Genomic DNA, 12,502 nt, shown 5'->3' with positions numbered 1-12,502 from the left:
ACGCAGGGACACATGGTGTTCCACTTTGACCATGCCGACGGAGGCGGTCTGAGTATCGCCCCGCAGAGAGACGAGCATTCCGCTATGTGGAAGCCGATCATTTCATAACCATGGCTGGCGCGGACGTATGCAGGCACAATCTCCATGCCGTCTGGGACGAGCGGACGAACGGCTAGGCGGGGGAAAGAGAAGCCCATGCTTCGCGAGTAAGCCGCTGACCTTCCGTGTCCGCTTCGACGAGGAACACGACGTTGTCACCGTTCCGCTGGGCAACGAACACCTGATCAACCTCAACTTGGCCCTCTCGATGCTCAATTATGTTGGCCGCAAGCGAGTGTGGTCGAAACTGAAAGTTGTATTTGGAGCTGCCAGTAGCTCTAGGTAAAGCGTAGCTGGGGTCATCAAGCTTTAGACCGGTACGACAACCCCGGTCGCTAGCGAGAGATTGGCTATGGACGGTTCGACTGGTTAAGCAAGACGAAGCTAAGCAAGTACCGCTTGGGTGCGCTCGACAGAAAGTTCTAGGTTTCCTATCAAACGTGTCCGTATCAAGATGAAGAAGTCGGAGGGCCAATCTTGCGATGCTGCCAGGGTGAATCTTGTACCCCGTTGTCCGCTCCGCACCCGAAACGCCAGGGTCGTTTCTGGACAAATTCCGGTGCCAGGCCGTCGAGGTGCGCATCGACGTCCTGCTCGCTGTGCGGTGCCTGCCGCTGACTCCGGTTTGCTCGGCGAGAAGCCTGTAGTCTTTGAATCGCTGGAATTCTCTGACGCGGGCGCCTGCCATTTGTTGCAACGCAAGGTCGAACGAGCGCGGCGGCTTGGATCCGGTGGAGGCTCCATGGTGGCAGGTTAATCAGCGTCTCGAAGTTACGATCTTCGAGTGGGTGCTCTGGCGAACGCAAATTCTGTCGATCCGATGCTGCTACGACGTCTTCTTGATCACGTAGACAAGACGATCGGGCGCGACGCGATCAAATGGCCGCCAACACCTGCAGGTTACCGAGATGAAGCGGAAGCAGCCCTTTTAGATTCCATCTTTTCTCTTCGAGCTGTATACGGTCGATCGGCAGTGAAGGGACCTCGCGCTGTCGTAGAACGCTGGCGTGCTCATGTTGGTAGGCCGCTGAATGACTTTCAACAGATGATCGACGAAGTGGAAGCCCTTGGAGGTGTCGACGGGTTTCGCGCAGTCTTGAAAAGCAATGCTGTCGCGGTTCCCAATTCGCCAGATAGGCCAACAAAGGCGCTCGCGGTTTACACCTCCGCTTCCGCACTGTTGGCCGCAGGCATTCGAAACGCTCGAGACGTCGTGGAGTCGCATGCAGAACGACCGATGGACCTTTTGAGGGCCATTCGGAGAGGTCGAGGTGTAGGTCGTCAAGCGGCAACCTACTTCCTAATGAACCTTGGGCTGCCGGGCGTGAAAGCCGACGTCATGATCAACCGATTCGTGGACGATGCCCTCGAACGTCACGTGTCCGACGTCGAAGCCGCGCAGCTAGTCACGATTTTGGCCGAGGAGCTTCAGGCCAGCGTGCTACAGCTCGATCACGCGATCTGGCACCACGGTAGCGCCGAATCAAGGTTGCGCCGGACAAGTAGGCGGACTAGCCGACGCGGGCACTCCGGCTGCAGTTTAGGAGGTTAACGCGGTGGGACAGCTTGCCGGTCGAGCGCTTGTACCTCTGAAGCAATGCATCCGACGTCCGGAAGTCCTCGCCGCGATCGCTGTCGAGCACGGGGCCGCTCTCGCTACCATCGTCGACATCGCACGAGTCAAGCGCGACGAGCGGGGAGGCTTCGATCTGCGGCTATGGCTAGACGGTGTTGACCCGCAGCCTTGACTCAGATCGGGAGGTGGATGCGTGTCGGATGAGCGGCTGAAGAACGACGTACTGGCCCGCGCCGACGAAGACCCGGACCTCAGCGAACAGGCCCGCCTCGTCGTCCTGGCCGCACTGGAGTCCTCCGAGGACCTGTCCGAAGTCCTCGGCGGGGGCACTACCCGCCGCGAACTCGTCGAGTCCCTCACGGCGCCGATCGAGGAGCCCAGCGAACCGACCGGTGCCTACCTCACCGAGGTCACCGTCGAGGGCTTCCGCGGCATCGGCCCGAAGGTAACGCTGCCGCTGAAGCCCGGACCCGGCCTGACCGTCGTCGCCGGCCGCAACGGCTCGGGCAAGTCGACGCTCGCCGAGGGGCTGGAGCTCGCGCTCACCGGCACCAATTCGCGCTGGAAGAACAAACCTGTGATCTGGTCGCAGGACTGGCGCAACTTGCATGCCGGCAAGAAGTCAGAGATCCGTGTGGGCCTCGCCGAGGAAGGCGAAGGCACCACCATGATCGGAGTCGACTGGCCACCCGGCGACGACGTCGCTGTCGACGACTCCAAGCGGTGGGTGCAGCGCAAAGGCAAGAAGCAAGAAGACGTCTCGGTGCTCGGATGGGACAGTGCGCTCGAGATGTATCGCCCGCTGATGAGCTACGACGAATTGAGCGGAATTCTCGAGGGCAGTCCCAGCGCCTTCTACGACCAGCTCTACAAGCTGCTCGGCCTCGAACAGCTCACCGACGCGATGGCGCGTCTCGACGCTGAGGTCAAGCAACTGCGCCAACCCGCAGCCGAACTACGCAAGGCCCGTGACGCGCTGAAGCCGACCCTGGAGTCACACGAAGACCCAAGGGCGGCAACCGCTCTGGCGCAGGTCCGCAAGACCAAGCCGATCCTTGACGTGGTGCGACCGTTGATCACCGACGGCACTAATGCCGCCGTCCCGCAAGCGTGGCTGCGAGCCGAGCGCCTCACCACTCCCGAGCCCGACGACATGGCGCTGAAGTGTGCCGCGCTGCGGTCCGCCGCCGACAGCCAGCGGCAGGAGGCGGAGCGCTCCGATGCGCTCGCCGCCGACCGCGCCCAGCTGCTGGAGATGGGACTCGACTTCCACGAGCACTTCGGTGACCAGAAGTGCCCGGTGTGCGGGCACGGAACCTTGGACGCGAACTGGGCAGTCGCTGCTCGCGCCGCCCTGGAACAGGAACAGGAGGCCGCTCAGGCGCTGACCGCTGCGCGGGCCGCGACTGCCCAAGCCCGCTCCGCAGTTTTGGCGGCCATCCGCGAAGTTCCGGCCCCGCCGACTGCGGACGCCGACCTCACCGACCTGGACGCCGCCCGCACCACCTACGACGCCTTCGTGAAGCTGCCCGTCGACGACGACGGCGCTCTCGCCGACCACGTGACCGAGACTCTCGAACCACTGCGCCAGGCCTATGCGAATCTGCGCCAACAGGCCGCCGCTTTGATCCAATCACGCGCTGACGCATGGCATCCCGTGGCCTTGGAGCTTGCGGGATGGATCAGCAAGGCCGAGAAGGTGGCTGAAGCGGAGCCTCGGCTCGCTGTCGCCGACGAGGCTCTTAAGTGGCTGCAGAAGAACGGCGGGATGCTTCGCAACGAACGCATCACCCCGCTGGCCGACCAGGCGAAGGGCATTTGGGCCGCGCTGCGGCAGGAAAGCAACGTCGATCTCGGCGAGATCCGGCTCGAAGGCCAAAAGACCACGCGCCGAGTTGTTTTGAAGGCCGACGTAGATGGGTCGGACACCGACGCGTTCGGGGTGATGAGTCAGGGCGAGCTGCAGGCGCTGTCGCTGGCGATCTTCATTCCGCGTGCCACGTCGCCGGCGAGCCCGTTTCGCTTTCTCGTGCTCGACGACCCCATCCAGGCGATGGACCCGTCGAAGATCGACGGCTTCCTGCAGGTGCTGACCCGGCTTGCCGAGAACCGCCAAGTCATCGTCTTCACCCACGACGACCGACTCCCTTCGGCCATCAGAATGTCACGGTCGCCGGCGCGGATCGTGGAACTTGTTCGTGGTGCGAATTCGGTTGTCACCGTGACGGAATCGACTCGGCCCGCAGACCGACTACTTGAGGATGCCTTTGCAATCGCGGTCGACGAGGCCGTCCCCGACGACATCAAGAAGAAGGCTGTTCCGCTGCTGTGCCGAGAGGCGCTGGAGGTCACGGCGTGGGACGTCTTCTCCTCGCGCCAGTTCACCGCAGGCAACTCGCGCGCCGAACTCGAGGACATGTGGAACGACGCCACGACGACGCGGCAGCGTGTCGCGCTGGCGGTGGATCCGACTAATAGTGCGGCGATCGACAAGTGGTTGGATGGCGGTTCAGCACGCAAAGCCACCATGATGGTGGCGACCAAGGGGATACACGCCGGAATCCGGGATTACCGTGAAGCCGTCAAACAGGCCCGGTTGGCAGTTGAGGACCTCGGACGGCTCGCCTGATGAACGATCGCAACGCCGTACTTGACGAAGCTGACCGACTGCTCGAGGGGGAGTACGGATTGGGCGGTCGCGGGCCGCGCATCGCGGCGCTGCTGGCACGCTCCGCACTAGAGGAATGGCTTGACGAGCAGTGCGCGTCGTGGACGAAGCAGGCGTATGGCTTTCCCACGACAAGATCGAAACTCGTTGCGCTAGGGGCGCTTCGAGGTCCCGCTCTCGGCGAGCAGGCGAAGCGGGTTTGGCACGGATTGAGTCTGGCGGTGCACCGGCACGCCTACGAACTGCAGCCGTCGCTCGCCGAGATTACACAGCTCGTCGGTGCGGTGAGACGGTTGCAGGCGCAGTGAGCAGTCGAGTTGGCCGACATGTTGAAGTTCTTCGGCAGATTTCGTGCGACGGGGGTTGAGGACGAGGATGGAATTCATCCTTGAACCGCAAGAGCAATCTGGGCTTCGGTACGGCCGCCGACATACGCCGCCAGGCGCTGAGCTTGTCGGTGCGTTTGGGCCGACGGTCATACCCGACGACGCCAGCCTGCCACTCCTGCAGGCACTTGAGGGGTAGGAGGACACGGATATGCCGGGACTGCTTCCGGCACAGATTGCCGACATAACTAGGGCCTCGATGCAGCGTATGGCCAACCAACGCGACTCCACCCCCGATGTGCAAGAGCGCGCGGCGATGGCGTTGACCGTGCGATTAGCGCATTGGCACGGCGACTTCTTACCGCCGCAAGGCCGGTTCAAGGACAAGCGGCCGGTAGCCGAAGCGAGTCCGGCCCTCGTCCGTGCAGACCCGATCGAGCTACTCATCGTGCGGGCCATTGCGATGACCTCAGTCCCAGGAGCCGCGCAATTCGGAGTATCAACTGACGGATCAGTGTTTACGACGGATGCGATTGGTTGGAGCTTGCACTCGGGCCGTCGGTACGACGTGACAGGATTGTCTCCGCTGCTGGACGAGGCTGCCGACCTCTTCAATCTCCGGCGTGGCGGCGTCGGCGGCCGGTTTTACGAGCGCGACGGCTCGTTCTTTATGGCGGACGGCAAGACCACGTTCCTCAAAGTGTTCGATGTCGAACCCGACGGCGCCAGAGGTTGGTGGCAGACCATATCGTCGTCGGTTCTTATGTTCATACGCGATGGCGACCCGTTCCCTGACGTTCAGCAGTGGGTGCTGCCCGCCAGACGGTCATTCGCTCGTTTCGACCACAATCAGCCTCCCGAGTATTGCAAGGTCCACCACATAGAGCTCCCAGCGACCGGACAATGCGATGAGTGCTGCTGATGGCCTTCGAGCGGTCTGGGGAACGTCTCTACATCGGCCTTTCGCGGGCTCGCGGCCACTCGTTGTGCGGCGACCTCGGCTTCATCGCGATCAGGGTGGCTGGGACCTCGCTCGGCGGTTGAACGTCGACTGAACCTGTCAGCAAACGCTGTGCGGCCTGAATTGTCATACCTCTCTGGAATAATTGGTAGGTGACGCAAACAAAGACCGAACGCCTTCACATCGTCGAGGGAACGCCCTGGAAAGACGCGGTGATCGCGCTGTTGGATTCTCGCAGCCCGTACCGACCCTGGCGACACGGCTTCGGCGCTCAGGTGGGCGACGCGGTGGCCATTGTCCTGGACACCGATCCGCCCGCCATCTTGACGACCCTCGGAAGAGTGGGCATCGACGGTCGCATGGACCGTGCGGTAGTCGAATGGTCTGATCACGCGCCCACCTTGGTCGACTTGACGACGCTTACCGCGGTGATGGACTTCAGGCACGATCAGGACCCCCGCGAAGTGTGGCAACTACACGGAGACGCCGCGGTACAGATGGAGCTGGCGTTGGACGAATGCAGGTACCGCAGTGATCCCTCGATGCGGTACGGGCATTCGACGGTGGCCGCAGCCCGGATCTTGCTGCATTCGCAGGGGACATGTACCGGATGCGATGACCCCATCGATATGACTGGCGAAGACGCCCGTGATGTTGTGCACATTCGCACTGTCGATGCGCCACGACGCGAGGGGCCGGAGGTGCTCATCCAAGCGGCTAACGGCCGTGCCAGCTACATCGACGGGCCATACTCGCCTAAGAGTTGGCTGCTACCAACGCTTCCCGCCGATTGGCCGGGGGTGCTGTGCGAGCGGTGTGTTGTCCGTATGCACGACGATGGACACACCAGCCTGCTCGACTTCCGCTTTTCGCAGCATCCCAGATGTCCCCGCTGTGGCGCGCAGCGCACACAACGAGGATTGTTCGGTGAGCCGTCGACCCAGTATGTCCCGCCATGGCGCAATATTCGTGGATGCTGCGTCAACCCAGAGCCTTGGACCTGTGCGGCGTGTGCATACCAGTGGTGACGCCGCCAGGCGACTATGTTCCTTCGAAACCCGGGCCGTGCAAGGGTTCTCCGAACTTAGCCCTCAGATGCAACAGGGGATCCACCGTGCGTATGGCCAGATCCACACGCTGACTGAGATCACCCGTCAGCAGCACCCAGGAATGTCCCGCCAGGGTCAAAGCGTCGATGAACCACTGCGTCATCGCCGCCCGCAGCTCGAGGTCACCCTCGCGCCAGCCATCGTCCTCCCACGGCACGCCTTGGTGATCAGTGACGAGGTACACCGCTCGCGGCGGAACTCGCGTCCACATCTGACCCGTACGGGCGGCCGCTGCGAGATAGCGCCGCTCCCACAGGGCGGTTGCGAATGCATCAGTGTCGCAGACCAAGAGCGGGGAGCCGACGCGAGCCGCTTTCTCCTCTTGGCGCGTCTGCTCCGCGGCGACGACATCGAAATCGTCACGCTCCCAGACCAAGTCGCGTAGTTGGCCGCCTTGGCGGCGATGTTTGATCTCGGTGTACTCGCGTCCGTACTCCCGCACACAGCGCGTGTTTGCCCACACCCCACCCCGCGCCTGGTAATGCGCGGCCAGCTCCTGCGCAACGGTGGTCGTCCCCGTTGATTCGGCGCCCACCACAATGACTCGTGTGGTCAAGCCTGCCCGGGTGGCTGGCGCCAGTTCGCCCCAATGCGACGCCAAGTCGCGTCGCACTGCGGTGCTACTTCCGTAGCGATCCAGGCGCACCGCGGTGGCGCCGAACCGGCTGGCCAGCTCGTCGCCGTAGTCGTCACCGCAAAACACTGCATCCACGGCCGGTGCACATCCGCACCGGAGCGCAGCCTGCATCACGGCGACCTGCGCGGTCCACACCTGTTCGTCCGTGACATCTAAGGGCGCATCGCAGCGGACCCCCAAGACTCGGACATTTGCGTCGCTGCGGTGCTCCTCACGCAGCCACGACACCCTCTGCTCCAGCGGGATCGACTCGACTGCAGCGGACATCACCAGGACGGTGAATCGGCGGCATCGTGCGGCAGCGGCGCGAATGCCGGCGTGGTGTCCAAGGTGCGGCGGGTAGAACTTGCCGATCAGCAACCCGTGGTCAAACGCGCTCATATGCTCGAGGCACTCTTCTGCTCGGCGACGTCGACCGCTGCGGTGTCAGATTGCCTGCGCCAAGCACGTAGACCGGCGATACACAGCGCAAGGAACAGGACATAGACCGCTGCGGTCAACATCAACCCCTTGCTGGCGTACAGCGGTACGTAGATGATGTCGGCGGCAATCCAGAAGTACCAATTCTGAATTCGCTTGCCGTTCAACAACCATTGCGCTGCCAGCGACAGGGCGGTGGTCAATGCATCCAAGAACGGCGCGCTGTCGTTGATGCTGTGCAGCAGCGGATACAGAACCATCGTCGCCGCGCCGACAAACACGACGCATCCGATGACCGTCCCTACCCCGGCGCTGCGTACCTCCAATCGGCGATGCTGGGCGCCGCCGTAAAGCCACTGCCACCAACCCGCGAACCCCAGTGCGATGTACAGGACCTGCAGTCCGGCGTCGGCCCACAGCCGCGTCGACAGAAAGAGAAGCAGGAAGAAGGTGGAGTTTGCGATCCCGACCGGAAAGTTCGCGACCGATGCCCGCACGGTTAGGAAGACGCACGCGCCGCCCGTGACGAAGCCCAGTAGTTCAGCCCAGCTGACTTCGTCGTTGCCGAGCACGAAGATCACGTGGGTGAACGGCGCAACCAGCGTGGTCAGTATGTCCACGACAATCCTTTCCGATCCGCTCGTCGTGACCCTAGCCGGTGTGACCCGTGCGCAAGCGCCGCAACGCTTCTCGGAACGCCCGGTTGGGATGCGCGCCTGGGAGAACGGCCGTGACGTCGTGCAGTGCCTTCTCGGTGTCGACGTTGCGCAGGCGCGCACCGTACAGCGCCGCAACGGTCGGTGTGCGGCTGTACGCCCCGACGCAATGCACCAGCACGGTCCGCCCTTCGCGCCGGAATTCCTCGATGGCACGCACGGTGTCGAGGAGCACGAAGTCGAGATTCGGGTTCTCGTCGTGTTCGGGACGGTCGATCAAGCGCACCTCGACACGAGGTATATCGGTGCGCGCATCGTCGTCTGCAACCCGGCACAGCGAGACCACCGCGTCGAATTTCGCCGGACGGTCTCGTAGGACACCGATGCCGCCGAGGAGGACGCCGTCATCGTAGGGGTGGCGCGCAAAGACGTCGATTGGGGACCCCGGATAAGAGAAGTCAAACTCATTCGGTTTTCCCTTGCGCTCGATCGCCGTCGCGAGTGACACCAGGCCGTGGGCAGTGATCCCTGGCCAGCCGTGCAGCAGCCTTCGCCAGTCAAGGGGTACGGCCGATGCGCCATATGCGGCTCCGAGCAGCGCACCTGCGATCGCAGCGACCGTATCGGTGTCGTTTCCGGCCCGGACGGCGGCGTCGAGCGCGAGGCGAAGATGATCTGCACGGAACACTTCAGAGTCGGGGTCGTCCACCGGTACGGGAGTGGTGGCAATCGCCGACCATGCCGCCTGTAACGCGGCGACCACCCAGCCATTGTTCGCGAAGGACGATGGCCGCCCCGATTCGGCCGCGTCGAGCCGCTGCGACCACAGCTTACGACGGTCAGTGTCGATGTGGCGCAAGCCGATTCGCACATCCAGCTGTCCGGTGAGCACGGCGTGCCCTATGGCGCTGCACCACAACACGCAGGCGTCGCCGGCGTCGGGGTCGAAGTGGGTGAGCTCACTGACAGTGCGGGCAGCTTGCACCATGGCCTGCTCGTCGTCGAGATAGGCGAGTGCCACCGGCGCCGTGCGCATCAGCGATCCGTTTCCGGCTGTGCGGCCAGTCTGCTCATGCAGCCTTTTTGACTCGGCACGCGCACTGGCGACGGTGATGGCGCCGTCGCGGGATGCCGAGTTGAGTACCGACCGCGTCTGTATGCCAACGTCTTTCGCGTGGCGCGACCATTCGCGCCATCGCTTGACGACGGTGTCCAGAGCGGAGATCTCGCGAAGGTCGGCGCCCGTCGCGGCGACTTCCGCGACAGCGATCGTCATCGCGGTGTCATCCGTCCACTCGCCGCGCTCCCACGGGCCGCCGCCGACCATCGCCACTTCGAGTTCTGGACCACGCGGTGGTCCGAATTCGTAGGGCGCGCCGAGTGCATCGCCGGCCGCGGTCGCCAGAAGGACACCCTCGACGCGATCCTGGTATGAAGTCATCACCGCTCCTCTCGAGAGTATTTTGCGCAGTTCTGCGCTAATTGCGTTTCACTGTACGCTGAGGCTCCGACATGAGCGAGCGCGATCATCGAGACAGCAGCGGGCGCACCCTGGCTGACTATCCGCGGCCGTCGGTGGCCGTGGACACGGCGCTGCTCACTCTCGACACACAACTTGGACTTGTGGTGTTGGAAGTGCGCCGTCCCAGCGGCACGGGGTGGGCGCTGCCCGGGACGTTCCTGCACGAAGGCGAGACTCTGGCTGATGCCGTGGATCGGTCACTGCGGGAAAAGGCGAACGTGCGCGGACTGCGTCCGCGGCAGTTGCATGTGTTCGACGACCCGCGTCGCGACAATCGCGGATGGGTGCTGTCAGTTGCGCATATCGACGTGGTGCGGCCAGATCAGCTGTCCTCGCGGTTGCCCGAGGCCACCAGGCTGGTTCCGGTTCACTCTCCTGGCCGCCTGCCGTATGACCATGCCGACATCATCAAGCTCGCTGTCGAGCACATCCGCACGAACTACGCCGACAAACCTGATCCCGATCGGCTCTTGGGCGAGGAGTTCACGCTGCGAGAACTGCGACTCGCACACGAGGCGGTCGCCGGACGCGAACTGCAGCGCGACACCTTCCGGCGCACGATGGAACCGCACCTCGTCGCAACAGGAACCGCGACTTCGGGAACTCGCGGGCGGCCGGCGGAGGTGTTTCGCCGCCGCTAGCGACGCGAACGGATTTGTCGGACCCGAGGCGCACAATCTGCACAGCGGGGACAAACGCTGGGGAGGTTGGTGCGGCGATGAGTAGACGCCGAAATACGTCGGCGGGTGGCGGCGGATTCGCCGGTGCGATTGGTGTGCTGTTCATCGTCGGCCTGATCATCAAGTTCATCTGGTGGATCATCGGTGCCGCGGTACTCGTCGGCCTGTTCTACGTGATCCGCGCAATCGTGCGGGCTGATGCCCGTCGTCGCGCGATCTTGGCGCGCCAGATGAATGAGTTGGCCGCACGTGCCGACCAGCAACACAACTGGGTGCTACAAGGTGACGATCGCGGTGTCTACGGTCCGCAGGGCGCTGATCTGATGCACTACATCCAGTGGCCGGCCGGGTGACGTTTGAGCGCGGTTCGTAATTGACTATTGCGGCACGGCAAAAGTCACGCTCGCATCATCTTTCGCTACTCTCGCTGGCAAGTTGCCGGCCAGTGCCGCAGCGATGTCGCCATGGAGGATGAAAGCTATTGAATCGTAAGGGAAGTACCATGCGGACGCAGTCTCGACGACTGCATCATCGATGATCATAAGTTCGCCCAACTGCTGTTCTTGCGCAAGTCTCTCTATCGCTTCTGCTGCGAGGGCGCGGGCCTCCCTGACAGTCGATCGAGACTTTGCGCCACCGAAAAATTTCACACCGGAGTCCCACGGTTCGATCCAGGCTTCTCGATCAGTAAGGCGTCACGTTCGTGTCTGCGGCACGACTCGACAAATTCGATTGCCGCGTCACGGTCGTTGAGAAAGGCCTGGTATTGATCTGACGTGATCTTGTAATACTCCTCGTAGTCGAACATTCCGTTACTCACAGGAATCGACACATAGGGTTGGGCAGAGTCTTCTTCGATGCCGATCGAATATCTGTCTTCCCTGGAGAAGAAAGTGTCGTTGTAAACCATGGTCCCTCCGTCCTAGTCGGATAGGTCCGTGATGATGTATCCCTTCGTCATGGTCGACGGCCTCAGCCACGACGTCATCCCTTCGGTGGTGCCAGCTGATTTTCCACACCCTGTACGTTTGTCAGGCGGCCCGCATCGACAATGACTTCATAGACGCCAGGCTCGACGAGACCCGCGCCCATCCGTCCGGCGTCCGAGGGCTCGTCGGAGAGTAAGAGGACTTCCGCGGTCCGTCCCATGCTGCGCAACAGACGCACCGGCACCCCTTCCAACTCGGCCGTGAAAACCCGCTCGAACACCTCACACTCAGACATCGGTGCTGTCGCACAACAAACACGCGGGTGAACCTGCTCAAAACCTGCTGGCCCGTCGTCGGTGATCGCCGTCAACAGAACGCTTTCCGGTAAAACGTCGGCGAAGAACTCGCGACCCTGCCAGCGGGCCAGGGTGCCGACCATCGGACTGGGCGCACGCCACCGTCGCGCGCCGATCCACCCGCGGGCAGCCCCTTCATAACGCGACAGGCACTTCTGCTCACCGTCGGCACGGATTCGCCAGTATTCAGCGCCATACGAGTATCGAGTACGGCCCAACGTCCACACCTGTGCTAGCGAGTCGCCGAGCAAAAATCCATTGGGGAAGGTCTGCCACGGCCGCTCTCGACCGTCCGGCATGCTCAGTGTTGCCAACCAGGGTTGCTCGAAGCGCACCACGTCTACGAATTCGGGTGTGCCATCGACGCCGTATGCCGCCAACAGGTCCGCCGGAGTCCTCAGGCTGGCTGCTGCCGAGGCTGCTGCGACGTAACCACCGACCTGGTCAGAGCCGGATTCCACGATGGCCGCGGCGATAGGTGCAGTGAGCAGCTTTTGCAACACGAGTCGCTTAGGCACGTCGAGTCTCCACTATCCGTATGTCTGTCAACTCGTCAGGTTTGA

The 12,502-nt window shown here is 62.9% G+C and carries 14 protein-coding genes; 8 read left to right on the top strand and 6 right to left on the bottom strand.

Going from position 1 to position 12,502, the window contains the following annotated elements; all coding sequences use genetic code 11:
* Positions 1-883: 883 nt before the first annotated feature.
* From GGC64_RS10610 to GGC64_RS10590, 6 genes are all read left to right on the top strand, one after another.
* Positions 884-1,651: a hypothetical protein gene (locus tag GGC64_RS10610; RefSeq protein ID WP_192722311.1), complete on the top strand. Its 768-nt coding sequence runs from the start codon at positions 884-886 to the stop codon at positions 1,649-1,651.
* 217 nt (positions 1,652-1,868) lie between these two features.
* Complete coding sequence (locus GGC64_RS10605; protein WP_192722310.1) at positions 1,869-4,304, top strand: AAA family ATPase; 2,436 nt, start codon at positions 1,869-1,871, stop codon at positions 4,302-4,304.
* The gene (locus GGC64_RS10600) at positions 4,304-4,651 is read left to right on the top strand and encodes a hypothetical protein (RefSeq protein ID WP_192722309.1); all 348 of its coding nucleotides are present in this window, start codon (positions 4,304-4,306) and stop codon (positions 4,649-4,651) included. The genes GGC64_RS10605 and GGC64_RS10600 overlap by 1 nt, the downstream gene beginning before the upstream one ends.
* A gap of 229 nt (positions 4,652-4,880) precedes the next feature.
* Entirely contained in the window at positions 4,881-5,591 is a 711-nt protein-coding gene (locus GGC64_RS10595) for a hypothetical protein (protein ID WP_192722308.1), read from the top strand.
* Complete coding sequence (locus GGC64_RS35015; protein WP_255528855.1) at positions 5,582-5,713, top strand: hypothetical protein; 132 nt, start codon at positions 5,582-5,584, stop codon at positions 5,711-5,713. The genes GGC64_RS10595 and GGC64_RS35015 overlap by 10 nt, the downstream gene beginning before the upstream one ends.
* 69 nt (positions 5,714-5,782) lie before the next feature.
* Positions 5,783-6,658, top strand: coding sequence for a hypothetical protein (locus GGC64_RS10590; RefSeq protein WP_192722307.1), 876 nt, complete (start codon positions 5,783-5,785; stop codon positions 6,656-6,658).
* Positions 6,659-6,671: 13 nt separating this feature from the next.
* On the opposite strand, the gene GGC64_RS10585 is transcribed toward GGC64_RS10590, so the two are convergent.
* From GGC64_RS10585 to GGC64_RS10575, 3 genes are read right to left on the bottom strand one after another with little or no spacing between them, the layout of a single operon-like run.
* Positions 6,672-7,757: an AAA family ATPase gene (locus GGC64_RS10585; RefSeq protein ID WP_192722306.1), complete on the bottom strand. Its 1,086-nt coding sequence runs from the start codon at positions 7,755-7,757 to the stop codon at positions 6,672-6,674.
* The gene (pnuC, locus tag GGC64_RS10580; protein WP_192722305.1) at positions 7,754-8,416 is read right to left on the bottom strand and encodes a nicotinamide riboside transporter PnuC; all 663 of its coding nucleotides are present in this window, start codon (positions 8,414-8,416) and stop codon (positions 7,754-7,756) included. Before pnuC ends, GGC64_RS10585 begins: the two co-directional genes overlap by 4 nt.
* A 31-nt stretch (positions 8,417-8,447) precedes the next feature.
* The gene (locus GGC64_RS10575; protein ID WP_192722304.1) at positions 8,448-9,893 is read right to left on the bottom strand and encodes an ADP-ribosylglycohydrolase family protein; all 1,446 of its coding nucleotides are present in this window, start codon (positions 9,891-9,893) and stop codon (positions 8,448-8,450) included.
* 71 nt (positions 9,894-9,964) lie between these two features.
* Here GGC64_RS10575 and GGC64_RS10570 point away from each other — a divergent pair, with 71 nt between their 5' ends.
* Positions 9,965-10,615, top strand: coding sequence for an NUDIX domain-containing protein (locus tag GGC64_RS10570; RefSeq protein WP_192722303.1), 651 nt, complete (start codon positions 9,965-9,967; stop codon positions 10,613-10,615).
* Positions 10,616-10,692: 77 nt separating this feature from the next.
* Positions 10,693-11,007, top strand: a complete 315-nt coding sequence (locus GGC64_RS10565) for a hypothetical protein (RefSeq protein ID WP_192722302.1) — start codon at positions 10,693-10,695, stop codon at positions 11,005-11,007.
* 24 nt (positions 11,008-11,031) lie between these two features.
* On the opposite strand, the gene GGC64_RS34650 is transcribed toward GGC64_RS10565, so the two are convergent.
* The 3 genes from GGC64_RS34650 to GGC64_RS10550 all read right to left on the bottom strand — a co-directional run bounded on the left by GGC64_RS34650 (position 11,032) and on the right by GGC64_RS10550 (position 12,457).
* Positions 11,032-11,304 (bottom strand): YrhB domain-containing protein, encoded by a 273-nt coding sequence (locus tag GGC64_RS34650; protein WP_192722301.1) that lies wholly within the window; start codon positions 11,302-11,304, stop codon positions 11,032-11,034.
* Positions 11,301-11,564, bottom strand: a complete 264-nt coding sequence (locus GGC64_RS10555; RefSeq protein ID WP_192722300.1) for a hypothetical protein — start codon at positions 11,562-11,564, stop codon at positions 11,301-11,303. The genes GGC64_RS34650 and GGC64_RS10555 overlap by 4 nt, the downstream gene beginning before the upstream one ends.
* Before the next feature lie 74 nt (positions 11,565-11,638).
* Positions 11,639-12,457 (bottom strand): hypothetical protein, encoded by an 819-nt coding sequence (locus tag GGC64_RS10550; protein WP_192722299.1) that lies wholly within the window; start codon positions 12,455-12,457, stop codon positions 11,639-11,641.
* Between the last annotated feature and the right edge of the window lie 45 nt (positions 12,458-12,502).

The sequence above is a fragment of the Mycobacterium sp. OAS707 genome (assembly GCF_014873705.1).
Taxonomy (GTDB): domain Bacteria; phylum Actinomycetota; class Actinomycetes; order Mycobacteriales; family Mycobacteriaceae; genus Mycobacterium.
Note: the sequence above shows the minus strand (reverse complement) of the source record. Positions and strands in the feature narration are given on the sequence as shown.